The following is a 24,596-nucleotide window of genomic DNA, read 5'->3' as shown; positions in this document are numbered from 1 at the left end:
GCTCGGTTTTTACTTATTCTTACATGGATGTAAGCCAGTAGAATAACGCAGGAGCAGTTATCGAGCCCACTAGGTTACAAACCTCGCGCCGCGATTAAATTGTCCCTAGTTTGAACAAATTTTAATCCACAAAGGTCAACAGACCCTCATATAGTATTATTCTAGCCTAAACTTTAGTCTCTAACAGTAGAGAATAAAATGAGATTAAATTAGAATAGGCCTGCCCGAAGGAATGCGTTGCTCTCAAAATTCGATGCATTCTTAGGCTATCCGTTCAAAATTGTTTAATTAGGTAAAAAAAATGACCTCATCTCACGAGTTAGAATACACAAGTAGCTGGCAAGAACGTCAAGATTACGCAGAAAGCATGCAGCCTATTATTGGTAAATTGTATCGTAATCGTGGTATTGAAATCGCTGTTTACGGCCGTCCATTAGTAAATTCAAGCACTATTGATATTATCAAGTCTCACAAATCAGTAGCTCAATTTGAAGGGACTAAACTGCGCCTACGTGAAAGCTTCCCATTCTTAGAAGCTATCAGCAAAATGGAATTAAATTCTGCCCGTATCGATATTGGTAAATTAGCATACAGCTATTTATACACAGATGCAGCGAATGGTCGTTCAGTAGAAGAGTTCGTTAAAGACGAGCTAGCTGAAATTGTTAATTCTGAGCCTAAAGCACCACGTGACGTAGTACTTTACGGCTTTGGTCGTATCGGCCGCTTATTAGCACGTTTGCTAATTGAAAAGTCAGGCCCATACGCCGACTTAAACCTACGCGCTATTGTTGTGCGTGGTGGTAAAGACGGCGATTTAGAAAAACGTGCAAGCTTATTGCGTCGTGATTCTATCCACGGTCCGTTCAATGGTTCAATTACTATTGATAAAGAACGTAATGCTATTAAAGCTAACGGTAGCTACATTCAAGTTATCTACGCTAATTCGCCAAGCGAAGTTGATTACAGTGCCTACGGTATCGAAAATGCATTAGTCGTTGATAACACAGGTATCTGGAAAGATGAAGCCGGCCTTGGTCAGCATTTAGAATCTAAAGGGGCTGTAAAAGTATTATTAACAGCGCCTGCTAAAGGTAATATTAAAAATATTGTTTACGGTGTAAACAACCAAGATATTTTACCGGAAGACAAAATTGTCTGTGCAGCAAGTTGTACAACCAATGCAATTACGCCAACACTTAAAGCATTAAACGATCAGTTTGGTATTAAGAATGGTCACGTTGAAACGGTTCACTCGTACACTAATGACCAAAACTTAATTGATAATTACCACAAAGCAGAACGTCGTGGTCGTGCTGCGGCACTAAACATGGTTATCACTGAAACAGGTGCAGCGAAAGCGGTTTCTAAAGCATTACCAGAGCTTGAAGGTAAACTAACAGGTAACGCAATCCGTGTACCTACACCAAACGTATCGTTAGCTATCTTAAACTTGAACCTTGAAAAGAGTACAACGGTTGAAGAGCTTAATGCGTTTTTACGTGAAACAGCACTACACTCAGACCTACGTGATCAAATTGATTACACAGCATCAACTGAAATCGTCTCTACCGATTTAGTGGGTAGCCGTTACGCAGGTGTTGTTGATTCTCAAGCAACGATTGTTGATGATAACCGCGTAGTACTTTACGTATGGTACGACAATGAGTTTGGTTATAGCTGTCAGGTAGTTCGCTGTATGCGCGACATGGCAGAAGTCTCATTCCCAAGTTTACCTCGATAAATACATGAGCAATTAAGAAAAGCCAGCACTTGCTGGCTTTTTTAGGTCTGAAGATTTTTAAAGTGAAGCGGTTATGGTACGCTTTATTAAATTGGGTACGCGTTTATACACTTTTAAAGTGCAGTGACACGTATTTACCTCTTGGCTAAATGCCTTAGTCAAAGACACACAGTTAACTAATAGGTTTGTTGTAATGAAAATCAGTAGCAATTTCGACAGTGGTAATATTAAAGTTATTGAAGCCATCGATCCGTTAAATATTCAGCTAGAAATTAATAAAGATCACCAGTCTGAGTTTTATCAGTGGTTTCACTTTCGCCTTGAAACAACGCCTTATCAACTTCATCAGTTAAATATTAATAATCTTGATAAGTCTGCATACCCTGATGGTTGGGTAGACTACCAAGCTGTTGCTTCATACGACCGTCAAACATGGTTCCGTGTACCGTCTTCGTATGAAAATGGCACATTAACATTTGAGCTTGAGCCTGAGTGCAGCAGCGTTTACTTCGCCTACTTTGCACCTTACAGCTACGATCGTCATTTAGACTTATTAGCATGGGCGCAAAGCCAAGAAATTTGCCAACTAGAAACACTAGGTCAAACGCTTGATGGGCGTGACATGAGCGTGCTTAAAATTGGTCAGCCAAGCGCCGATAAAAAAGTAATTTGGATCACTGCTCGCCAACACCCAGGTGAAACAATGGCAGAGTGGTTTGTAGAAGGCTTAGTACACAAGCTACTTGATGATGAAGACCCTCATGCAGCAGCGTTACTATCAAAAGCGATATTCTATGTAGTGCCAAACATGAATCCAGATGGCAGTGCACGTGGTCACTTACGTACTAATGCTAAAGGGGTTAATTTAAACCGTGAATGGCAAACACCCAGCATGGAAAACAGCCCAGAAGTTTACTTAGTGCTAAATAAAATGCGCGAAGCCGGCTTAGACATGCACCTAGACATTCATGGTGATGAAGCCATTCCATATAATTTTGTTGCCGGTAGCGAAGGCATACCAAGCTATGATGCACGCCTAAAAGGCCTAGAGGATAGCTTTAAAGCCGCGCTTTTAACTATTACTCCAGAGTTTCAAGATACGCATGGCTACGATAAAGACGAACCAGGTCAAGCTAATTTAACAGTAGGTTCATCAGCCACAGCAGAAGAATTTAAAGCACTAACTTACACAGTTGAAATGCCATTTAAAGATAATAATGACTTACCCGATCCAGATTATGGTTGGTCAGATCGTCGTTCTTATCAATTTGGTCAAGATACCTTAGCAGCCATTGTTAATGTTGTAGACAACTTAAGATAAAACGTTTGTTTCAAAGGGTATCAATAAATATTGATACCCTTTTTACTTTTAGCTAAACCAACCGTACCAAAAAATAAGAATCATTTACCCACCACAGCACTAAAACGTTTCAATACACCTTCTCGACAGATTTAATACCATATAGTCTAAATCAATTTGCACTTAGTTAAACGTTGATCTGGAAGGCTCAATATAAATAAACAATAAGTTGTTTTGAAAATTAACTGTTAACAAGGTTGGGCACTTAAGTTAATATCGATTGAACAATAAGAAAAACGGAAAAGATTAACCCCTTATTTCGTAAAGCTTATGACAGGTATTCTGAGTGGCAGAGTATGGTAATTAATAATAATAAATATAACTGTGAGGATGTTCATGGAAGCTTTTGTAAGCGCCGTTAATGATGTTGTTTGGAGTGATGCACTCATCTATTTATGCCTAGGCGCAGGCTTATTTTACTCCGTACTAACTCGATTTGCTCAAGTTAGACATTTTAAAGAAATGTGTAAGCTATTATTTAGCCCTAACACCTCAGAAAAAGGCATCTCATCTTTTCAAGCTCTTGCTGTTTCATTATCTGGCCGAGTAGGGGTTGGTAATATTGCCGGTGTGGCAGCCGCAATTGGTTTTGGTGGCCCTGGCGCTATTTTCTGGATGTGGGTTGTTGCTTTTTTAGGTGCAAGTACTGCATACGCGGAGTCAACATTAGGTCAAATTTATAAATTAGAAGAAGACGGCCAATACCGCGGTGGCCCAGCGTATTATTTTGACCGTTGTTTAGGGCAAAAGTGGCTAGCTGTATTATTTGCTGTGTCGGCAATTATAGCGTGTGGGGTTTTCCTGCCGGGTGTGCAAGCAAATGCTGTGGGCAATGCATTTACTCAAGTATTTGGCGATGGCACTATGGTGTCTACAAGTTTTGGTGACGTAGGCAGTTTTAAACTGGTTGCGTTGGCCATTATTCTTATTGTTTTAGCTTTTATTATCTTCGGTGGTATAAAGCGCATTGCTAATTTTACGCAAATTGTAGTGCCATTTATGGCGCTTGGTTACATCGTACTGGCCTTAATTATCGTATTTTTAAATATAGACAAAGTACCAGGCATTTTCTCGCTCATTATTGGTGATGCATTTACAGCTCAAGCAGGCTTTGGCGCTGCAATTGGTTGGGGTGTTAAGCGTGGTATCTATTCTAATGAAGCCGGTCAAGGTACAGGTCCTCATGCGGCGGCTGCGGCAGAAGTTGATCACCCTGCACAGCAAGGGTTAGTGCAAGCTTTTTCTGTTTATGTTGATACACTTTTTGTATGTACAGCAACGGCATTAATGATCTTAATGACGCAGCAATACAATGTAGTCGGCACTTTGCCAGAAGGGCAGTTTATAATCCAAAATGTGGATGCGGCAACTGAAGTGGGATCAGCAGCATTCACCCAAATGGCGTTGTTTAGTGTATTTGGTAGCTTTGGCGAAGCGTTTGTAGGTATCGCTTTATTCTTCTTTGCTTTTACCACCATACTGGCCTATTACTTCATTGCTGAGACGAATATCGCGTACTTAAATCGCTACTTTAAAGGAAGTATTCCGCTTGTAGTGGTAAAACTTATGATTATGTTTATGGTAGCCTACGGCATGGTTAACAGTTCCGGTTATATATGGACTATTGGCGACATAGGCGTTGGCTTAATGGCGTGGATCAACATATTGGGTATATTAGCCATTTTCTTTGTCGCTAAACCAGCCTTAACATGTTTGAGTGATTATGAAGACCAAAAGAAAAAAGGTGGCAAAATCATATTTGATCCCGTTAAGTTAGGGATTAAAAACGCTACCTTCTGGGAAAAGCGCCTTGAAAAGCAATCTAAAAACGCTGAATAAACAGATCCCAATAACCTAATATCATCTATTGGGTTAAATTCAAAAAAGACAAAGAGCAATAAAACAAGTACAATGAAAAGCGCCGAAAGGCGCTTTTTTTATGCGTAGTATGGAGAGAGATGTATGGCGATTATTCGTTGCCCCAAATGTGCAAAATCAATTTCAGATAAACATTCGCAGTGTCCACATTGCCAAAGTAACGTTGCTGAATTAAATGCCGAGCAAGTTCAACAACTTCAACGTGAGCAGCGAATTAAAAAGCAGCAAATGTTTATGAACCACTCCTTTTTAGCGCTGATCTTATTTTTAGGTGGCTTCTTTTGTTTGTACTTCCTACAACCTCAAGAAAAAACACTTCAGTGGTATGCGTATACCTCGGCCATTGGCATTGGCTGTATTTGGTACCTTATTAACCGTATTATTTTAGTGACTCTGAAAAAGAAAAAATGACATGAATATTGACAACCTAGTACAGAATATTACTCCAGAATTATTTGAGCGCTTACAGTATGGCGCGGCAACGGGAAAGTGGCCAGATGGCACGCCTTTATCAGATGAGCAAAAGCAACAAACAGTGCAACTAGTGATGTTGTACCAAGCAAAAGTAGCACAATCAAACGAGCAGTTTACCATTGGTGCAAATGGAGAAATGATCCAAAAAACCAAAGCGCAACTACAAAAAGAATTCAAATCAGATAACGAAATAGCTAGGTTCAGTGAAAATGATCTTTAAACACCTTTTTACACCAAAATGGAAACACCCAAAGCAACAAGTTCGTTTAGATGCGATTGAAAAACTTGATGTGGCACGTGACGTAACAATTTTAAGCACTTTAGCCCTTGAAGACTCATCGGCTGAAATTCGTCGTAAAGCACTGCAAAAAGTAAACGACTTACCACTGTGGTGGAAAGCTTACAAACAAGATCAGGCATTGAAAGATGTTGCTGAACAACAAATCTCATCGGCTGTATTAAACAGTGAAAGTAGCTTATCGGCGCAGATTAAAAATGAGTACATTGAACGCTTTGCACCGGTTAAAACCCTTGAAAAACTAGCATTTGCTGAAAAAGAATTGCAAGTGAGAGTTAAGCTATTAAAACGCCTAGCTAACCCTAAACTGATTGAAAAAGCCTTTAAAGAAGCAAACGAAGAGCTGCAAAAACAGTTAGTTGATTTAGTCATTACTCAGCAGCTAACTAAAGCGCTGTTAAAGCATGCTCAAGGTGAAGCCAAAGTTGCGCTAGAAAGTCATCTTGAAAGCGAGCGTTTAGCGCTTGAAATGCCATCGCAAGTTGAAAACGCAACCCGTGTTATTTTAGCAAAGCTTAATGCATTGCGTGATAAAAATGACTACGCCATTGTTGACCCACAAGCTGCAGAACTCATTGCGCAGTGGCAAGCTCTTGAATTAAAATGGCTAAGTGAAGAACATGTAAAAACCCTTGATGCTAAATATATATCAATTACCGATAAGCTCGATGCACACATTGCAACCTTAAAAGCGCAACATGAAATAGAGCAGCAACGTTTAGCGCAGCAACAGCGCCAAGTGTTAGCGTTAGCTACGTTAGAAGCATTAAGTGAAGAAATTGAAAATGCATTGCAACTTGGATTAGAAACCCCAGAGCAAATTCAGCAAGATTGGCTTAATGCAAAAGTAGCACAAGCAAAAGACACACTAGATAAAACGCAATTGATGGCTGATCAGCAATCAAAACAAGTGATTAATAAGCTTGAGCAACTATTTTTACAAGTAGCCAAGTTACCTGAGCTAACCGCGGCGATTAAAGAATATAAAATTGCTTACAGTGCGCTGTGCGAAATAAAACCCGCCGAGCAGCTCAGTGATTACGATCAACAACTAAGTGCCTTTAATCACACATTTAAAGAGGCACGCAGCCATTTAGATGTACTTAGCAATGATTTACAAGCGTCATTTAAAACCCAACTTAATGCGCATAAAAAGCAATTTTTAGCTGCAATGAGCGAACTCACTAAGCCGCTTGAAAAAACCCAGAGCCAAGCTAAACGTAAGGCACGTGATGTTAAACGTTTAATTGAAGAAGGGCGCTTTAATGTTGCATTTGGTGTATTTAAAGGGTTCGAAGAGTTATTTAACGAATTGACCGAAAAATATCAACAACCGCTTGTTAATTTAAAAGCAGACCTAGAAGCGCAATTAGCCGATGCTAAAGATTGGCAAAAATATGCGGCCGCACCAAAACGTGCAGCACTTTTAGAAGAAGTAACAGCGTTAGTTGATGAGCCGTGTAACGATCCACAACAGCGTGCTGATCAAGTTAAAGTACTTCGCAAGCGTTGGAATGAACTTGGACGCCTTGATACAGAGCAAGAGAAACAACAGGGCAACGAGTTTGATGAAAAAATTGAGCTTTTATTTGCCCCTTGTCGCAGCTACTTCGCTGAGCAAGAAGTGCAACGTGAAGCAGCAAAAGCAGAGCGCGAGCAATTGATTGCTGATATGAATGCACTGCATTTACAAGCAACTGATACGGCTGATTTAGATTGGAAACAACTAGAAAGCAACTATAACCGTTTGCAAAAAGCATGGCGAAGTGTGGGTAAAGTTGACCCGAAAACATACCGCGTATTAAACGAGCGTTATAAAGCAGAGCAGCAACAGGTTGTAGCGTCACTTAACGCGTTTCATAAAGGCAATGCCGCACTTAAAAATGAGCTCGTTGAGCAAGCACAGCAATTATCACAAAGCGATAATTTAGCAGATGCTTGCCAACAGCTAAAGCAGTTACAGCAACAGTGGCAAACCATAGGGTTTGCAGGCTTAAAAGCTGAAAACGCATTGTGGCAAAAATTCCGTCAGTTTAATGATGCAACTTTCACTAAACGAAGCGAAGAGTTTGAACAGCAAAAGCGCGAACAAAGCGAGTCAGATAAGCTGGCAACAACTGAGCTGAATGAGCTTGAAGCAGCATTAAATAGTGTAGAAGGTAAAGCCCAATTACTTGATTTACAAACCAAAGTTAAAGGGTATACACAGTTTAAATCGTTAACCTCTAAAGTGTCTGCTTTGTTATCAGCCATAGATGAAAAGCTGACAGGCTTAGCGGCTAAAAATGAGCAAGCTAATTTAGATGCTTTATTTGTTGCACTTGAGAACAACGAGCCAGTCCCGAGCCAATTTAATGGTGCAGTTAAAACAGCATTGAGCTGTGAGCAGCTGCTAACGCGCATGGAAATACTTGCGAGCGTAAGTTCGCAAAACTCAGCGCAAAGAATGGTAGAGCAAGTAGCCATGCTTGATGATAAGCACCGTGGCGAACACGCTGATTTAAATTATTATTTAAAGCAGTTATTAGCACTCAGCGAGGGTTCAGTCACAGCTGACACACTAGCAAGGTTAAAAGTTATTTTTGCTGTAAACTAACTTTTATCAACTAAAATGAAAAAGCCGCTATTAAAGCGGCTTTTTATTATGGCTACTTACTGCCTATACGATTAACCAATAGGGTTTTGCATGAAAATTTTTGTTTTTATTTCACTACTATTTTTAACTGCCTGTAACAGTACGCAGGGTATTTCGGTTTATTCATTTACAAATTCAGAGGTTGAGTCGTTACTAAATAAAGAGTTACCTAAATTAAGTGAAAAAGTTAGCCTGATGGGCTTACCTGTGCAGTTTGATGTGAATGATTTAAGCGTTAATATTGGCCCAGATAATAGTGATTATGTTTTATTAGGTGCTGATTCTAGCGCCGAAATTAATGCTTTTGCGTTAAAGTACCCAGTGCGCTTAAAGCTGCAAATACAGGGCACCCCTTTTTATGACAGCGAGAAAAAAGCGGTATTTTTACGTAATGTTAAGTTACTCGACTCAAGCATTGATGCGGGTGGCTTTAAAGGTAATTTAGAAGTGCTGGATAACGAGGCCATGGATGTAATGAATGCCTTTTTAGCCGTTAACCCCGTTTATAAGTTAAATATGAACGATCCTAAAATGGCATTATTAAGTAATTTACCTTTAGATTTAAAAGTAGTAGAAGGCGCTATTAAGCTAGTCCCTCGGTTATAATTTAGATCCAATAGGCGTAATAAAACGTATTAATTGACCTTATTATTAATAGATTAGGTTAATTATGGCTAATGAGCGATCCGTTCCCACATCTCGACTTTCACGTTTTGCAAAGTTAGGCTCATTAGCCACTGGTGTCACCACGAATATGTTAGTGGGCGGTGCTAAAAGTGCGCTTACTGGTAAAGGCTGGGATAATAAAAGCTTATTGCTACAGCCTAAAAATATTGAAAACCTAGCCACTCAACTCTCACACCTGCGCGGTGCGGCCATGAAGCTTGGGCAGCTGCTTTCAATGGATGCTGGCGACTTACTAACCCCCGAGCTTGCTCAATTGCTGTCTTTACTGCGCTCAGATGCCAACCCGATGCCACACAAACAACTGGTCAGTGTACTAAAAGAGCAGTGGGGAGAGGATTGGTTATCGCGTTTTTCTCATATTGAGCTTAGGCCGTTTGCGGCGGCGTCCATTGGCCAAGTTCATTTAGCTTATAAAGAAAATGGCGCGCAGCTGGCAGTTAAAATTCAATATCCTGGAATTGCAAAAAGTGTGGTGAGTGACGTAGATAACGTGATCACTTTACTTACCCTATCGCGGTTATTACCTAAAGAGCTGGATATTAAACCCTTAGTGGCAGAAGCTAAGGCACAGCTATTAGCAGAGGCCGACTACACTCGAGAAGCTGAGTATTTAGCACGTTACAAAAACCTGTTAGCAGGTAACGCGCATTTCAAAGTCCCTAGCGTGTATCCCCAGCACAGTACTGCGCAAGTGCTAACTATGGAGTATGTAGATGCCAAGTCTATAGAGGGCATTACATATTTACCACAATCAGAGCGAAGTCGGGTTGCTGAGCAACTGATTGATTTATTTTTTAAAGAAATGTTTGTCTTTAATTTAATCCAAACCGACCCTAACTTTGCAAATTTTCATTACCAACCTGAATCACAAAAAATAGTATTATTTGACTTTGGTGCCACACGCGAAATTACCCCAGCACTAAGTAATGCCTATCTAGCTTTATTTAAAGCTGGTAGTAATAATGATCGTGAAGGGGTGCTCAATGCTGCCACCGATATTGGCTATTTTAAAGATTCGCTCAAAGACAATTACAAAGAAAAAGTGATTGATTTGTTTTTAATGGCCTGCGAGCCACTGCGTTATCACGGTGAGTTTGATTTTAAAAACAGCGAGCTTGCTAGCAATATTAAAGATGCTGGCTTGCAGTTAAGCGCACAGTCACAACAATGGCATACGCCTCCTGTTGATGCGTTGTTTATTCACCGTAAGCTAGCGGGCTTGTATTTAATTGCAGCACGGCTAGAAGCAAAAATAGATATTAAGGCATTATTTAGCCATTACTAGGTGCTAAAGCAGGAGAGAATTGGCATAATACTCGCGATATTTCGCGAGGTCTGCAATGATAAAAAACTTTTTAAACGATCCTACTTTATTACTTAATGCGGTAGGTGAGGGCATATACGGATTTGATTTATCTGGTAATGCGGTATTTGTAAACCCAGCCGCAGAGCGAATGACGGGTTGGACGGCCGAAGAATTGCTGGGTAAAAAAATACATCAATATCATCATCATAGCCATGCCGATGGCACGCCTTATCCTGCCGATGAATGCCAAATTTACTGCACCATGTTTGATGGCAAACGCCGCGAGGTTAAAAACGAAGTATTTTGGCGTAAAGATGGCAGCGCCTTTGCTGTTGAATATACCTCCACGCCTGTTTATAAAAATAGCCAGCTTATTGGTGCCGTGGCCGTTTTTCGCGATATATCAGCGCAGCAGCGAACCCAAACCGCGCTCCAAGATGCTTTAGCGCAAGTAAAGCATTTAAGCGAGCAGCTCAAAGATGAAAACGACTACCTTACTGCCGAGCTAAATCAGGATTGGCAAGACTCAGGGCTAGTAGGGCGCAGTGATGTATTTCAACGTATGTTGCAGCAAATACAGTTAGTGAGCGAAACCGACAGTACGGTGTTGATACTTGGCGAAAACGGTACTGGTAAAGAGCTGGTGGCGCGTAACTTACATAGATTAAGCAAGCGCAATGAGCAGGCGTTTATAAAAGTTAATTGTGCGGCGTTTACCCCTAGCTTATTAGAATCGGAGTTGTTTGGACACGAACGAGGCTCGTTTACCGGCGCAAATGAGCGACGTAAAGGGCGTTTTGAACTTGCTGATAAGGGCACTTTATTTTTAGATGAAGTGGCAGAGCTGCCGTTAGAGTCACAAAGTAAATTATTACGAGTATTACAAGAGCGCGAATTTGAGCGAGTAGGGGGCAGCCAAACCCTAAAAGTAGATATTCGTATCATTGCTGCAACCAATCGTAACTTGTGGGAAATGGTACAAGCAGGGCAGTTTAGAATGGACTTATACTACCGTTTGAACGTGTTTCCTATCAAAGTGCCAGCACTAAAAGAGCGAAAAGAAGATATACCTTTTTTATGTCAAAACTTAATTGTGCAAATAAACAAGCGGCTAGGTAAACAATTACAAGGGTTAAGTAACAAAGCTATTAGGCAACTACAAGCCTATGACTGGCCCGGTAATATCAGAGAGCTGCAAAATGTGTTGGAGCGAGAAGCTATTTTATCTACACAGCCCACGCTGCAGTTAAGTCAGCCGCTAAAAGCTGGTGATGCGAGTGCTGTTAACCCAACGCTTACACTAGATGAGGCGCAAAGGCAGCATATTATCTCCGTACTGATGTTATGTAACTGGAAAATTGCAGGCGAACAAGGCGCGGCAAATAAGCTGGGCCTACCTGAGAGTACGCTTCGCTCAAAAATGCGAAAATTGGCAGTGCAACGCACACCTTAACTCGCGATATATCGTGTGTCTCGTTAAATATCGCGAATTTTTGCTTGGGTAATTTGTGTAAAATCAAAAAATATCAATAAGTTAAATTAGCTTTCACTGTGGTCTGAAAGTTGCAAAAGCATACTTAATACCCGTCACTATTAAGTAAGTAGCATGAAGTTTGATATTAAAGAAGAAGACATGATCATTAAGCCCTACAAAGAAGAAGGGCCGATTTATATACGCGAGCAAAAAGGGTTTTTTCAGCGTATACGCCGTAATTTAGGCTGGCTGCTAATGCTCAGCTTTATCGCCATTCCTTGGATTCAATATAACGGTCAGCAAGCGGTTTTATTGGATGTGGCCACCCAAAAGTTTACTATTTTTGGCCTAACCTTACTACCTCAAGACTTTATGATTCTCGCCATGCTATTTATGGTGGGGGCGTTTGCGTTATTTTTTGTGACCAATTGGCTTGGCCGTGTGTGGTGCGGCTATACTTGCCCGCAAACAATTTGGATGTTGATGTTCTCTTGGGTGGAACAACGTATTGAGGGGACGCGTAACCAGCGTATTAAGCTTGATAAAAGCCCATGGGATATTACCAAGTGGCGTAAAAAAATTACTAAGCACAGTGCATGGCTGGTTATTTCACTCTTAACTGCCACTTCTTTCTTAGCGTATTTTATTCCAGCTAAAACCTTATACCTAGAAATGGTTAATTTTGAATGGTCTGGGATCACCAGTTTTTGGGTGTTTTTATTTGCATTTTGTACCTATGGCAACGCAGGTTTTTTACGAGAAAAAATGTGTACAGTGGCGTGTCCGTATTCGCGCTTTCAATCAGTGATGTTTGATAAAGACACGCTGGTGGTAACCTATGATAGCGAACGAGGTGAAAACCGCGGTCCACGTAAACGTAAAGCCGATCCTAAAGCGCTTAATTTAGGTGACTGTGTAGACTGTAACTTATGTGTTGAAGTATGTCCTGCTGGGATTGATATTCGCAATGGACTGCAATATGAATGTATTAACTGTGGCTTATGTATTGATGCCTGTGACGATACCATGGATAAGTTTGGCTACGAAAAAGGCTTAATTAAATACGCCAGTGAAAAGCAAATGGCGGGGCAAAAAACTAATCCATTTAGGCTCAAGTTAGTGGGCTATGGCGCTTTAACTGCGCTGTTAATTATTTCTATGTTTGCTTGGATGCTACAACGTACGCCTATCGAAGCCTCAGTCCTAAGAGACAGAAACGCACTGTATCGGGTAAATTATGAAGGGTTAGTAGAAAACCCTTATACACTCACCATCATTAACAAAACGCAGCAACCTTTGCATTATTCTATTTCAATTAGTGGGTTAGAAGGTGCGAGCTTGCAAAGTCCTAACGCTGTGTTGGTAGAGCCAGGGTTGATGAAAAGCGTTCCTGTAACGGTTACTGCCGATGGATATGATATACCCACGAAGGTGAGTAAGCTGCAGTTTAAAATTACCGCACAAGAGGACAATAGCATTTCAATTACTAAAGAGAGTCAGTTTTATAAAAACTAGCCCATTTGGTTTTTCGTTGACTATACCTCGGTCGTGTCATTGATTTACTCGGCTGAGGTAAGCTGACTTTTTATAAATGCCTTAGCGCTTGGCAAGTCATCAAATAAGCATTCTTGTAAATGAGCGTCACGGCCTGAGCTGTGCATAATACGTTGTAGTTGCCTTATGGCAATGGGAGAGGTGAGTATAAAGGCACTCATTATGCAATTATTTATCCCCATTGTTTGGCTAACATCGATCATATTTTTTTCAGCGTCAGGGGTGGCGGCCACAACGTCGGGCGAGTGGCTAATATAGCCCCAAGGTTGATGTTTAAAGGTTGCAATGGTGTCTAACAGAGCGGCTTTAAAGTGATTTAATAACTCAGGGTTTAAGTTGCCTTTAAATTGCGCAATAACAATATTACCCTCAACATAAAAACTGTAACTGCCGTAATTATTTTTAAATTCCAATAGCCGCTCCTTTGTCTGCACCTTACTATGTGCTGATGAATACCATAACTATTACTTATTAATAATGTAGTCCAACGCACCCGAAATTGCCGCAACTTGCGCTAATATGCACTCTTCAGGGTTGGCCGTTGCACTATCTGGGTAAACTTCCGTGGTTGTAACGTAGGTTGCATCAGATAACCCCATGCATAAACCTAACTCTTTTGCTGCATAGTTTATTACCCCAAATTGTTCTTGAGGTACACCAATTAATTGTTTATTTTCATCGCTTGGAGCGATGTGTGTGACCTTTTCAACACATTCAATAATAGCTTTTTGAAAAGCAGGCTCTGGTTTGTTGCTGTCAGCGACTAAATAAAAACCGTCTGGTATATTCCAATTAGTATTTATTTTACCTTCGCGCGCCGCAAGTGCAGGGCGAAATTCACTGTTATCTGAATCAGTGGTTTCATGCAAATCGATATGCGCGATTAAATCAGTTTTTAAAGATTGCACATAATTCATTACCAATGCAGATTCTTGCGCTGGGCTGCCTTCATAAAAAGAACGGTTTGGATCAATTGCCTCTGGGTTCCAGCGGTTTATTGTTTCATAACCCCATGGGCTAATGCAGGGAGTAATCACCAGATTAAATTTCTCTGCGTATTGAGTTGCCAATGTTTTTGCAAACCTTAACGCACCGTGTACTCCGCTGGTTTCGTAGCCATGTACGCCGCCAGTGATTAGCACTGTGTGTTTATTTTTATCAAAGTGTTGGGTTTTTAATGCAAACAAAGGGTAACTGTTTTGAGCATAATTAAGTTCACCATATTGCTGTACTTCTAGAGTACTTTTAAGTTCATCAATTAATGCTACGACTTCTTGTTGATAGCTTCGCTTGATACTTTGGCATGCCAGCCAATGCGCTTTATCCTCGTGATTCCATTGCTTGCCGGGTGTGCCAATAGGATAAGTAGAGTGAGTCATGTAAAATCCGATTTATTAAAATATTGCAGCAACTATACCTAAATTGCTAAAAAATACGAGTGCAAGTATCAAACTCGATTTTGCTATAAACGATGTTGTTAACGAAGAAACGCCCGGTTAAAAAGTGCGCGCATCGAGGTTTAATTAACCATTAAAAGTAAGCCCTCTAAATAAAGTTCCCTAAAAAGAACCAAGCGCACAAAAAGTGAACGCTAGTTTTTGATCGTTTTTAACATTATCGGTTAAAAATAAAGCTTTTATATTTATATAATATTATCAAGAGGTTAATTTGGCTTGTTTTTTTTGATGATATTTACGTTAATGCTGGGTTCGTAAATCTATTTTTACAAAAAAAATCACTTTAAATTAGTGTGTTACCAATAATTATTCATAAAAAAAACATAAAAAACTTATCTTTAACATTTGACACATTATTGACTGGTGAGACTCAACTTTATTCCTGTGTTAAAAATGCTGATAAATTACATTTGGTTACATTGTAAGGCATATATTTAACGTTCATGTAAATAATGGCTTAGCAAAAGTAACTTTTCCTCAGGCTAACTAGCAGAGATCACAAACTAAGTCACTCTGTAAAAAGAAAGGTGTTATGTTGAAAAAAATAAATCTTATCGCAGCAGCAGTTAATACAGTACTTGTAACAGGTGCTATTGGCGCATCGAGTGCATTCGCTCAGTCAACAGCAGATGCTAAACCAGTTGAACGCATTCAAGTGACTGGTTCAAAAATTAAGCGCTTTAATCTAACCTCGCCAACGCCTGTGACTGTGATCAGCGGCGTTGAGATGGAAAACCAAGGTATTACTAACGTTAATGATTTGCTTGCAGAAATGCCACAAGCGACGGTTGGCCTATCACCAGAAACAACGACTAATACTATTTATGCGTCAGGTCTTAACACAACCGATCTTCGTGGTTTAGGATCAGAGCGTACATTAGTGCTTGTTAATGGCCGTCGCTTTGTGCCTGGTTCTGTGGGTGACACTGCAGTTGATTTAAACAACATTCCTACCACAATGATTGAGCGTATCGAGATTGCTACAGGTGGTGCTGCAGCCGTTTACGGTGCAGATGCTGTAGCTGGTGTTGTAAATATCATTACTAAAAAATCAATGGATGGGATTGAGCTTGATGTTTCTACTGTACGTCCAGAGCAAAGTGGCGGCGAGCAAAACAACTTCTCAATTACAGGTGGTATGGAAGGCGATAAACTCTCTTTTATTGCTTCATTTAATTACACAGAAAACAAAAGCTATGGCAAGCTGAGCCGTGATTTTTACCGCAACCCTGTGAGCTCATACGCAAACCCTGCAAATACAAGTGGTGACGACGGTATCCCTTCACGTGTTGTTTTAGGCCAACCAACTGGCCTTGCTTACTACTCAGAAGGTGGTGACTTTTTTACCAAAGACGCCTTTGCTGATAACGGCTATGACAATCACCACTACACTTTTGATGCAAATGGTAACCTAAAACCGTTTGACTATGGTTTAGGTCGTATTCCAAACCCAGGTGTTGGGCGAGACGCTACAAGCTACTTCCAAGATGGTCAAAATCAAGGCGATGGTGTTTTTGGCCACGGCTATAAAGATTACTTTCAAACGCCACTAGAGCGTATAATTGCTTCAGCGTATGGTACTTATGAACTTAATGACGACCATGCACTTACTTTTGACTTTACTTATTCAAAAACTGATGCAACGACAGAGAGCTCTCCAGCCTTCTTCCGCCATACAATACGTCGCGACAATGCATTTATAAAAAGCGATATGGCTAAAGTAATGGACGACAATGGGCTAACATCAGTCACACTTCGCCAAGCTAACGAAAACTTATGGGGCGATCGTGCATATAACCAAGAGCGTGAAGTATTCCGTACTTCAATAGGCGCTGAAGGTATATTAAGTGATGACTGGGGCTACTCTGCTTACGCACAATTTGGTCGCATCGAGCAAGATACTCTTTGGACTGGCGAAGTATTAACGCAAAACTTGGCTAACTCTATTGATGCCGTTGAATACCAAGGCAATGTAGTATGTGCTAAGCGTAATGCAGACGGCGAAGTTATTGGGGCTATCTCTAGTTGTACACCATTTAACACAATGGGCGCGACTTCGGCAACACAAGCACAGTTAGACTATATAGCGACTGATGCAACGCGCTTTGCACAACACGATCAAGCCGTGTTTGCTGTTACTGTAGATGGCGCCTTATTTGAGCTACCTGCCGGTTATGTTGCAGCTGCATTTACCGCTGAGCACCGCCGTGAGTCAGCAACTATTACACCGTCTGAAAATATGCAAAAAGGCTTAATTTTTGGTAATTCAAGCCTTCCAATGGATGGTGAGATTGATGTAAATGAGCTCTCAGCTGAAATTTCAATTCCATTATTAGAAGAAACCTTCCTAACAACGGATTTAACCCTTGAAACAGCATTTCGTTACATGGATTACTCGGTAACGGGTGAAGATAATGCCTGGAAATTAGCCCTAAACTGGGGTGTAACTGATGAGTTACGTATACGCTTAAACCGTTCTAAATCAGTACGCGCTCCCAACCTAGGGGATTTATTCACGCCTAACTCAAAAACGTTTAGCTCAGGTCGCGCGGATGTATGTAGAGCTGACTCTATCGCTGAATCAGGCAGTAAATATAAAGATAATGTAATCAAAAACTGCCAAGCCGCAGGGCTTCCTGAAGGCTGGATGCCATCAGATGAATGGCTTTCAGGTGGGAGCTTACCAGGCTATATTCAAGGTAACCAAAACCTTGAAAATGAAACATCTAACGATTACACCATTGGCTTAATTTATACACCTGAGTTCGTGGAAGGGCTAGATATAACGCTTGATTACTGGTCATTCGAAGTAGAAGGCGCTATTGAATACTTTGGCCGTAACAGTGTTGAGCTTTGTTATGAGTCATCATCGTTAGATAACCCTTTCTGCAGTAACGTTGTGCGTAATAAAGAAACGGGTGAAATTGAAAACTTCTTTACTCGTCCTATAAATGCCGCTGTTATTAACAAAAAAGGCGTAGATGTTGAATCTGCATACCGTACTGAACTGTTCTCTGGTGACTTAGCACTAAAATTAACGGCAACGTACCTTATTGATGACAATAGTAATTCAACTGGCCGTGCTGAAGATTTTAGAACTGATGTAGGCGAAATAGCTTCACCTCGTTGGAAGGGCCGTTTTAATGCCGTTTATTCTCACGATGATTCAGCGTATGTGCTAACCATGAGCTACCGTCATGCAACTGTTAATGATAACGACTGGACCATTGAAGACAACAACTACAATGATATCCCGTCTTACACAACATTTGATTTCATGTACAAAACTTATCTAATGGATGAGCTACAGTTACGTGTTGGTGTTAACAATATATTTGACCGTGAACCACCACGTAACCCGTTCACTTACGACGATGGAGAATTTTTCGATGTTAAAGGACGCCGCCTATCTTTAGGTGCAAAATATACTTTTTAATTTAAGCGTATAACACTAAAACGCCTTAGTTTATTAAGCTAAGGCGTTTTTTTATAGGTAAAAGTAACTTTCAAAAACGAGCATTGTTAAAAATTGCGTCATTATTAGTCTAAATCAGATTGAGGCTTTGCTGTAATTGGGCCCATTTTTATTAAAAACATAATCGTTTCTGTAACGATATAATTAACTACTAATACAACGTAATTACTATTTTCTAAAATATGGCCTTGAGCTTTAAAGTCCTGAGTTATAATAGCGAAATTTAGCTGCCACTTTAACGCTGACTAAAATAGCGCGCAAGTATATGCGATAGTCACTGCATTAGTTAATGGCTGAGCTTGAATGCGGATAGTGCCTTTGTTGCATAAAGTCTTCTAAAAACCATGCGGCAAACTCATGTCTGCCCTCTACATCGGCTTTACTATAGATGTCTGATGCTTGTTGGCGTACTGTTTTTTCTTTTGTGTTTCTTAGTGCGCTAATTTCTTTAAAGCTAAGCCCTTTGAGTAATAGCATAGCTACTTCCTGCTCGCTACGAGTGAGTGTCCACTGAGAAAACTGCGTTTGTATAACACCACTGTATTGATGACGCGCGTCTTTCATTTCCTGCGATATGTTGTTTAACTGAGTCACAGAACTGTGTAATTCGCGCTTAAGGTTAATAATTTTTTTAGTTCGCGCGTTAATATCTTTAATTAAATACAGAGCACCCAAGGCAGAAATAATCACAATTAAGCTCTCAGTAAAAATATGCCACTGCGGCACCCCTAATTTTAAATCCATGATCACGTCAAAAAAATTTAACACCATGATCACCAATAGCGTTGCTGCGATTATTTTATCTCTCATTAAGTTCTCTAATATCAGTAGGTTAAATTTGCAATGGACATATGTACTGTACTGTCAAAATCAGGGTTTATAAGCATATTAAGGCGTTTGCCTGATGATTTAACCGTCTAAAAAAGTCATGGTTGATTCTATAAAATTAATCAAATGTGAACAAACTAAATGCTGTTAAATTTTACAAAAAAAATGCGTCATTTTTTGCGTATTCAATATACGTTATTTTTCTTCTCTACGGTGACTTTATTAACATTTAATCCTGTGTTTGCTTCGCAAAATTTAGCACCTGTAGGGCTTTCGTCACTCAGTGGTTTTGATGTTGAATTTGCGCCGATTCAAAAAACAGAGTTTATTAACGGGCAAAGTTTAATTGGTGAAGTTAATTTCAAACCTGGGGTCAATTATACGGTGCTGTTTGCGTTTGATGTACAGCAGGTTCGTTACTTATACCCTAACGGCAGCATGGTTGAAAAGGGCGCCACGATTGCAAGCGTTGAAGGCAGTGATGTACACCATTTTTTAGATGCCTATCAATCAGCAAAAGACATGCTCGCTATTGCTAAAAGCCATTACGACATAAACCAACAACACTTAAAAAACAAAATAATAAGAAGTTCTGAATGGGTTGAAATCACAAAAAGCTATTTTGAAGCCAAGCTAAATTTTGAACATATGCAACATCAAATGGCATTTTTAAACATTGATGATAATGAAAACGTGACCTTAGTGAGTCCAAAAACAGGCATTTTAAAACTCACTAATGAGTCGGGAAACCGTGTGATGGGTGACACCGCGTTTGATATTATCGATGCAAGTAGTATTCGCGTTAAGATTAAAGTTCCTCTTTGTTTTACCAACACGTTAGCGCATTTCAAGCTGTCACAAAGTTGCAGCTTAAATATTGAAAGCTATGACAGTATTGCAGATAAATACCATCAAATAGTGTGGGCGTCGCCAAGCTCAAATGAGTGCCAGCTTAGACTGGGGCAAACTATCAAAGTCACACCGGTAAATAAATTAACGGGCTTTAAAATAGCAAAGTCAGCGGTGTTTGAATTTGAAGATGTTAATTACATTGCTTTAAAGTCTGGCGATAACCTTGAGTTACTTCCGATTGAGCTCAAAGGTACACAAGGCAAAGACTATGTATTTACTGCTAACAAAAACCTAGATGATCAGCAGGTACTAATAAGCTCGGTAAGTGCGCTACAAGGTATGTTGCTTCACTTAGGGAGAGAGTAAATGTTAAACCTGCTTATTAAGTTTTCACTTACTCAGCGTTTGTTTGTTAGTATTTTTGTTATTGTTGCTATGGCCATTGGTGCTAAATCTTGGTTAAGTATTCCGGTGGATGCTTTTCCAGAAATATCGCCCACCCAAGTTAAAATAGTTTACAAATTACCCGGTATGAACGCCCTTGAAATTGAATCCCAAGTAACGCGCATTATTGAAACCGAACTACTGGGTATTCCGTCACAGCAAATGCTGCGCTCTACCACCAAGTATTCGATTACCGATATTACCATTGACTTTAAACAAGGTACTGACATTTACTGGGCGCGCCAGCAAGTTAATGAGCGGCTGTTAAATATTTTGCCCACCTTGCCCAGTAATATTAGTGGCGGCATGGCGCCAATGAGCACGCCTTTGAGCGAGGTGTTCATGTTTACTATAGAAAGTACTCACTTATCGCTGATTGAAAAAAGAGAGCTTTTAGATTGGCAAATTCGTCCATTACTGCGCACTGTAACCGGCGTTGCAGATGTAAATAGCCTTGGCGGCTTTTCAAAAACCTATGAAATACTTCCCAATACTTTATTGATGCAACAGCATCAAGTCAGCTTTGATGAAATGAAGTTGGCAATCACGCAAACGAATCAAAACGGTGGCATAGGGCGCTTAGAAAAAGGCAACGACACCTTAATTTTGCGCACAGAGGGCAAATACACCGATATAACCGCCATTGAAAATACCGTGATTAAGTCCACTCAAAATAAGGTTATTCGGTTAAGTGATATTGCCACGGTACACGTTGGCAGTTTAACCCGTTATGGCGCAGTTACTAAAAACAGTGAAGAGGCGGTACAAGGGCTTATAATTGCGCTTAAAAATAGTAATACAGCGCAAGTTGTTGAAGATGTAAAAGATAAACTTCGCACCATTGAAGCGTCATTACCGCAAGGCACAAAAATTAATGTGTTTTACGACCGTTCTAACTTAATAAATACCGCAATTAGCACCATTACTAGCGCACTAGGCCAAGCGATTATTTTAGTGATAGTGCTACTTGCCTTGTTTTTAGGTGATATTCGCTCTTCATTGGTGGTGTCTTTGTCTTTACCTATGTCGGCATTGCTGACATTTATAATGATGAAGCAGTTTGATTTATCGGCTAATTTAATGAGTTTAGGTGGCTTAGTGATTGCCATTGGTATGCTGGTGGACTCATCGGTAGTTATTGTTGAAAACATAGTGAATCGGTTGGCTAATAATCAGCACCTCCCTCGGCTGCATGTTATTTATCGCGCCTGTAAAGAAGTCGCGGCGCCAGTGTTCTCAGGCACAATCATTATAATTATCGTGTTTTCACCGCTATTAATGCTAACAGGGTTAGAAGGCAAGTTATTTACCCCAGTGGCGCTCACTATCGTGTTTGCCATGCTTAGTGCGCTGTTGTTGTCGTTAACGGTTATTCCAATTTTAGCCTCGTTGTTATTAAAAAATGAACCCGTAACCCAGCCTAAAATGGTCACGCTATTACAAGGTTTTTATACTAAAACACTTGCCCAAGCAATTAAAAAGCCGGTGGCTATTAGTGTTATATCAGTTGCTGTTTTAGTGCTCAGTGGGGTGTTATTTCAGGGACTTGGTAAAAGCTTTATGCCCGTTTTAGATGAAGGCGACATTATTGTGCAACTGGAAAAATCGCCGAGTATTTCCTTGCAAGCCTCGTTGGATATAGATAAACAAATTGAAGATACACTGTTAAAAAACACCCCAGAAATCGTACAAATTGTTGCCCGTACCGGATCCGATGAACTCGGGCTTGATCCTATGGGATTAAACGAAACCGATGTGTTTATGGAATTAGCGCCAAAAGATACGTGGCGTTTTGACTCCAAAGCGCGGCTAATCGAGGATATTCGACAAACACTTGCGCAATTTCCAGGGGTAAATATTGGCTTTACTCAACCAATACAAATGCGGGTATCAGAAATGCTCACCGGTGGCACCGGTGATATTTCGATTAAAGTATTCGGTAATGACATTGCGACACTTTCCTCATTAGCTGAAAAAATCACGGCACTTGCCACTAATATTGACGGTGCAAGTGATGTGCAAATGGCGCTTATCGAAGGGGGTAAATACGTAAATATTAAACTTATTCCTGAGGTTGCTAGTCAGTTTGGTTTAACCACCGAAGGATTAAGTGATTATTTAAAGTCGCAATTAGAAGGCCTACAGGTATCGGCACTGCAAGAAGGAAACCGCGTGATCCCAATTGTGTTTAATGCACAAAAAGGCGACAGCGCAGCACACTTTGAGTTGTCGTCAATGAGCGCATTAAAGCAAAAGCTAATTTTAATGCCCGACAACAGCCTACTACCACTTGAAGAGGTGGCTAATATTAGCTTTAAAACGGGGCCATTGTTAATAGAGCGAGAAAAAGCAAAGCGCTTTGCTTCTGTAAGCGTTAATGTGGATAACCGCGATGTGGTTAGTTATGTAAATGAGCTGGAAGCTAAAATTAATAGCAGCATAAAATTACCCAGTGGTTTTACCTTGTCGTTTGGTGGCGAATTTGAAAGCCAGCAACGTGCAACACAAAACTTGCTGGTGCTTATTCCTGTGGCATTAATACTAATTTTCATTATTTTATTTACCACGTTTAAATCCTTATCTAAATCAACGCTGATAATTGCTAATATTCCGTTTGCATTAATGGGGGGAGTGATTGCCCTATTTATTAGTAATGAATATCTCTCGGTGCCTGCATCGGTTGGTTTTGTTGCTTTACTTGGCGTAGCGGTACTCAATGGTATTGTGATGATCAGCTACTTTGAGCAAATGAAAATGTTTTCTGCCAATGTAACGCAGCGCATTTTAGATGGCGCAAGCAGACGCCTTCGCCCAGTGTTAATGACAGCCACAACCGCCATGTTTGGTTTACTGCCACTGGTATTTGCCACCGGCCCTGGCGCTGAGATTCAAAAACCATTGGCAATTGTGGTTATTGGCGGGTTAATTACCTCAACAATTACAACACTTTATTTATTACCTATCTTTTATGGTTGGTTGGAGAAAAAACATGGCTGAACAGTTACTTTTTACCCTAAATGTACCCACAAACATAAAAGATGACGTGGTTGATATATTAATTGGCATAGAGTGCATTACCGGCTTTAACTTAAAAAACATTGAAGGCTACAGTAAAGAGCACAGTGAATTTGACATTGCCGAGCAAGTAGAAGGGCATCGCAGCTTTTATCAGTTTGAGGTGCATATATTATTACCTGAACTTGCCATAGTAAAAACGGCGTTAAGCCCTGTTTGTAAGTACACGCCGTTAAAATATTGGGTTACGCCTATAGTTGAAAGCGGGCATATTGTTTAGCTTTTTGTATTAGGTTTATTTTATAAGCTACTTCAATTGGATTGATATTTGAGCTTATTTAATTGATCTTAACAACTTATCAATGTTTAATGAGGCGATATGTCTTAACTGATTTTTATTATGCACTTTCTCAATAAGTACTTCTTACTTAACGATCATCATACTGCCCATGATGAAGTCGCACACTGGCGGGTGAGTGCACTACGGATAATTTTAACTCTCGTTACTTTGCTCTGTTTTTTGGTCGTTTGTTATACATACACCCGCGCAATTGAATTTAACCTAATTTATATTGCAGTTATTACTATTAGTTTTTTCACTATTGCTTTTAGTCTTTTATTAGCAAGTAAGCGATTTTACACATTTAGTGCAAATGCACTTCTATTAACTATCGTTGCCGGTAGTTTATCAATGAATTTATTTTTAACTGACTTAGAGCTTGCCAAGGTGGGTTCTATGTTTATGTATTCATGTCCCATCATTGCTCTTATGCTACTCGGTTACAGAGCGGCTTTGGCCTACGGTATTTTAAACATCATACCTTTTTACATGATTATTAATAATGTTGATTTATCCGGCTATTCAGGAATAGCAAGCCAATTACCAGAAGCTGACTTATATATTACAGGCCTGATATTTTTATTTTTTAATATTTGTATCCCACTTGCCACTGCGCGAACAATTGTTGCTGCCAAACGTTTAAACAAAACCATGTTAAATGCTAATAGCTTCCTTAAAGATAAAAACGAGCTTTATCGCACCTTATTTACTGAATCTAATAAAGCTAAAATTATTGTCGACGAAAATTTAGTAATTAACCTGAGCTTCGGATAAG

General features: G+C 40.1%; 17 protein-coding genes and 1 pseudogene. 15 read left to right on the top strand and 3 right to left on the bottom strand.

Features of this window, described 5'->3' with window-relative positions:
* Positions 1 to 301 precede the first annotated feature (301 nt).
* From CWC30_RS02835 to ccoG, 10 genes are all read left to right on the top strand, one after another.
* Complete coding sequence (locus CWC30_RS02835) at positions 302 to 1,744, top strand: glyceraldehyde-3-phosphate dehydrogenase (RefSeq protein WP_138626374.1); 1,443 nt, start codon at positions 302 to 304, stop codon at positions 1,742 to 1,744.
* A gap of 193 nt (positions 1,745 to 1,937) precedes the next feature.
* A complete protein-coding gene (locus tag CWC30_RS02830; protein WP_138626373.1) occupies positions 1,938 to 3,065 on the top strand; it encodes a M14 family metallopeptidase in 1,128 nt (375 codons plus the stop codon).
* A gap of 375 nt (positions 3,066 to 3,440) precedes the next feature.
* Positions 3,441 to 4,943, top strand: a complete 1,503-nt coding sequence (locus CWC30_RS02825; protein WP_138626372.1) for an alanine/glycine:cation symporter family protein — start codon at positions 3,441 to 3,443, stop codon at positions 4,941 to 4,943.
* Between the two features lie 123 nt (positions 4,944 to 5,066).
* On the top strand, positions 5,067 to 5,393 hold the full coding sequence (locus CWC30_RS02820; protein WP_013464606.1) for a hypothetical protein: 327 nt from the start codon (positions 5,067 to 5,069) through the stop codon (positions 5,391 to 5,393).
* Between the two features lies 1 nt (position 5,394).
* Entirely contained in the window at positions 5,395 to 5,676 is a 282-nt protein-coding gene (locus CWC30_RS02815) for a YeaC family protein (RefSeq protein ID WP_013464607.1), read from the top strand.
* Entirely contained in the window at positions 5,666 to 8,350 is a 2,685-nt protein-coding gene (locus CWC30_RS02810) for a DUF349 domain-containing protein (protein ID WP_138626371.1), read from the top strand. The genes CWC30_RS02815 and CWC30_RS02810 overlap by 11 nt, the downstream gene beginning before the upstream one ends.
* 90 nt (positions 8,351 to 8,440) lie before the next feature.
* Positions 8,441 to 8,995 (top strand): YceB family lipoprotein, encoded by a 555-nt coding sequence (locus CWC30_RS02805; protein WP_024601178.1) that lies wholly within the window; start codon positions 8,441 to 8,443, stop codon positions 8,993 to 8,995.
* Positions 8,996 to 9,059: 64 nt separating this feature from the next.
* A complete protein-coding gene (locus tag CWC30_RS02800; RefSeq protein WP_138626370.1) occupies positions 9,060 to 10,361 on the top strand; it encodes an ABC1 kinase family protein in 1,302 nt (433 codons plus the stop codon).
* A gap of 55 nt (positions 10,362 to 10,416) precedes the next feature.
* Complete coding sequence (locus CWC30_RS02795; RefSeq protein WP_138626369.1) at positions 10,417 to 11,835, top strand: sigma-54 interaction domain-containing protein; 1,419 nt, start codon at positions 10,417 to 10,419, stop codon at positions 11,833 to 11,835.
* Positions 11,836 to 11,988: 153 nt separating this feature from the next.
* Positions 11,989 to 13,371: a cytochrome c oxidase accessory protein CcoG gene (ccoG, locus tag CWC30_RS02790; protein WP_033102667.1), complete on the top strand. Its 1,383-nt coding sequence runs from the start codon at positions 11,989 to 11,991 to the stop codon at positions 13,369 to 13,371.
* A gap of 44 nt (positions 13,372 to 13,415) precedes the next feature.
* Here ccoG and CWC30_RS02785 read toward each other — a convergent pair whose 3' ends face one another.
* Both CWC30_RS02785 and CWC30_RS02780 read right to left on the bottom strand, forming a co-directional pair.
* On the bottom strand, positions 13,416 to 13,823 hold the full coding sequence (locus CWC30_RS02785; RefSeq protein ID WP_033102666.1) for a hypothetical protein: 408 nt from the start codon (positions 13,821 to 13,823) through the stop codon (positions 13,416 to 13,418).
* Between the two features lie 51 nt (positions 13,824 to 13,874).
* Complete coding sequence (locus CWC30_RS02780; protein ID WP_138626368.1) at positions 13,875 to 14,789, bottom strand: M14 family metallopeptidase; 915 nt, start codon at positions 14,787 to 14,789, stop codon at positions 13,875 to 13,877.
* Between the two features lie 610 nt (positions 14,790 to 15,399).
* On the opposite strand from CWC30_RS02780, the gene CWC30_RS02775 reads away from it, so the two are divergent.
* The gene (locus tag CWC30_RS02775; protein ID WP_138626367.1) at positions 15,400 to 18,303 is read left to right on the top strand and encodes a TonB-dependent receptor plug domain-containing protein; all 2,904 of its coding nucleotides are present in this window, start codon (positions 15,400 to 15,402) and stop codon (positions 18,301 to 18,303) included.
* Between the two features lie 321 nt (positions 18,304 to 18,624).
* On the opposite strand, the gene CWC30_RS02770 is transcribed toward CWC30_RS02775, so the two are convergent.
* Entirely contained in the window at positions 18,625 to 19,152 is a 528-nt protein-coding gene (locus CWC30_RS02770) for a helix-turn-helix transcriptional regulator (protein ID WP_013464615.1), read from the bottom strand.
* A gap of 195 nt (positions 19,153 to 19,347) precedes the next feature.
* Between CWC30_RS02770 and CWC30_RS02765 the strand changes: the two genes are divergently transcribed.
* The 4 genes and pseudogenes from CWC30_RS02765 to CWC30_RS02750 form a co-directional block, all read left to right on the top strand.
* Positions 19,348 to 20,388 carry an HlyD family secretion protein gene (locus CWC30_RS02765; RefSeq protein ID WP_249929814.1) on the top strand — a complete coding sequence of 347 codons (1,041 nt, stop codon included), beginning with the start codon at positions 19,348 to 19,350 and terminating at the stop codon, positions 20,386 to 20,388.
* A complete protein-coding gene (locus CWC30_RS02760; RefSeq protein WP_138626365.1) occupies positions 20,389 to 23,463 on the top strand; it encodes an efflux RND transporter permease subunit in 3,075 nt (1,024 codons plus the stop codon).
* Complete coding sequence (locus CWC30_RS02755) at positions 23,456 to 23,761, top strand: DUF3240 family protein (protein WP_138626364.1); 306 nt, start codon at positions 23,456 to 23,458, stop codon at positions 23,759 to 23,761. The genes CWC30_RS02760 and CWC30_RS02755 overlap by 8 nt, the downstream gene beginning before the upstream one ends.
* A gap of 120 nt (positions 23,762 to 23,881) precedes the next feature.
* Positions 23,882 to 24,577 (top strand): annotated as a pseudogene (locus CWC30_RS02750) (GGDEF domain-containing protein); the annotation flags it as partial.
* Positions 24,578 to 24,596 lie beyond the last annotated feature (19 nt).

Origin of the sequence: Pseudoalteromonas sp. S4741 (genome assembly GCF_005886135.1) — a bacterium.
GTDB classification, from domain to species: Bacteria; Pseudomonadota; Gammaproteobacteria; order Enterobacterales; family Alteromonadaceae; genus Pseudoalteromonas; species Pseudoalteromonas tetraodonis.
Note: the sequence above shows the minus strand (reverse complement) of the source record. Positions and strands in the feature narration are given on the sequence as shown.

Excerpts from the sequence above, each read along its gene's own strand:
- CWC30_RS02770 (WP_013464615.1), bottom strand. The coding sequence starts at position 19,152 with ATGAGAGATAAAATAATCGCAGCAACGCTATTGGTGATCATGGTGTTA.
- CWC30_RS02800 (WP_138626370.1), top strand. The coding sequence starts at position 9,060 with ATGGCTAATGAGCGATCCGTTCCCACATCTCGACTTTCACGTTTTGCA.
- CWC30_RS02795 (WP_138626369.1), top strand. The coding sequence starts at position 10,417 with ATGATAAAAAACTTTTTAAACGATCCTACTTTATTACTTAATGCGGTA.
- CWC30_RS02805 (WP_024601178.1), top strand. The coding sequence starts at position 8,441 with ATGAAAATTTTTGTTTTTATTTCACTACTATTTTTAACTGCCTGTAAC.
- CWC30_RS02835 (WP_138626374.1), top strand. The coding sequence starts at position 302 with ATGACCTCATCTCACGAGTTAGAATACACAAGTAGCTGGCAAGAACGT.
- CWC30_RS02810 (WP_138626371.1), top strand. The coding sequence starts at position 5,666 with ATGATCTTTAAACACCTTTTTACACCAAAATGGAAACACCCAAAGCAA.
- CWC30_RS02825 (WP_138626372.1), top strand. The coding sequence starts at position 3,441 with ATGGAAGCTTTTGTAAGCGCCGTTAATGATGTTGTTTGGAGTGATGCA.
- ccoG (WP_033102667.1), top strand. The coding sequence starts at position 11,989 with ATGAAGTTTGATATTAAAGAAGAAGACATGATCATTAAGCCCTACAAA.
- CWC30_RS02755 (WP_138626364.1), top strand. The coding sequence starts at position 23,456 with ATGGCTGAACAGTTACTTTTTACCCTAAATGTACCCACAAACATAAAA.
- CWC30_RS02760 (WP_138626365.1), top strand. The coding sequence starts at position 20,389 with ATGTTAAACCTGCTTATTAAGTTTTCACTTACTCAGCGTTTGTTTGTT.
- CWC30_RS02830 (WP_138626373.1), top strand. The coding sequence starts at position 1,938 with ATGAAAATCAGTAGCAATTTCGACAGTGGTAATATTAAAGTTATTGAA.
- CWC30_RS02820 (WP_013464606.1), top strand. The coding sequence starts at position 5,067 with ATGGCGATTATTCGTTGCCCCAAATGTGCAAAATCAATTTCAGATAAA.
- CWC30_RS02775 (WP_138626367.1), top strand. The coding sequence starts at position 15,400 with ATGTTGAAAAAAATAAATCTTATCGCAGCAGCAGTTAATACAGTACTT.
- CWC30_RS02780 (WP_138626368.1), bottom strand. The coding sequence starts at position 14,789 with ATGACTCACTCTACTTATCCTATTGGCACACCCGGCAAGCAATGGAAT.
- CWC30_RS02815 (WP_013464607.1), top strand. The coding sequence starts at position 5,395 with ATGAATATTGACAACCTAGTACAGAATATTACTCCAGAATTATTTGAG.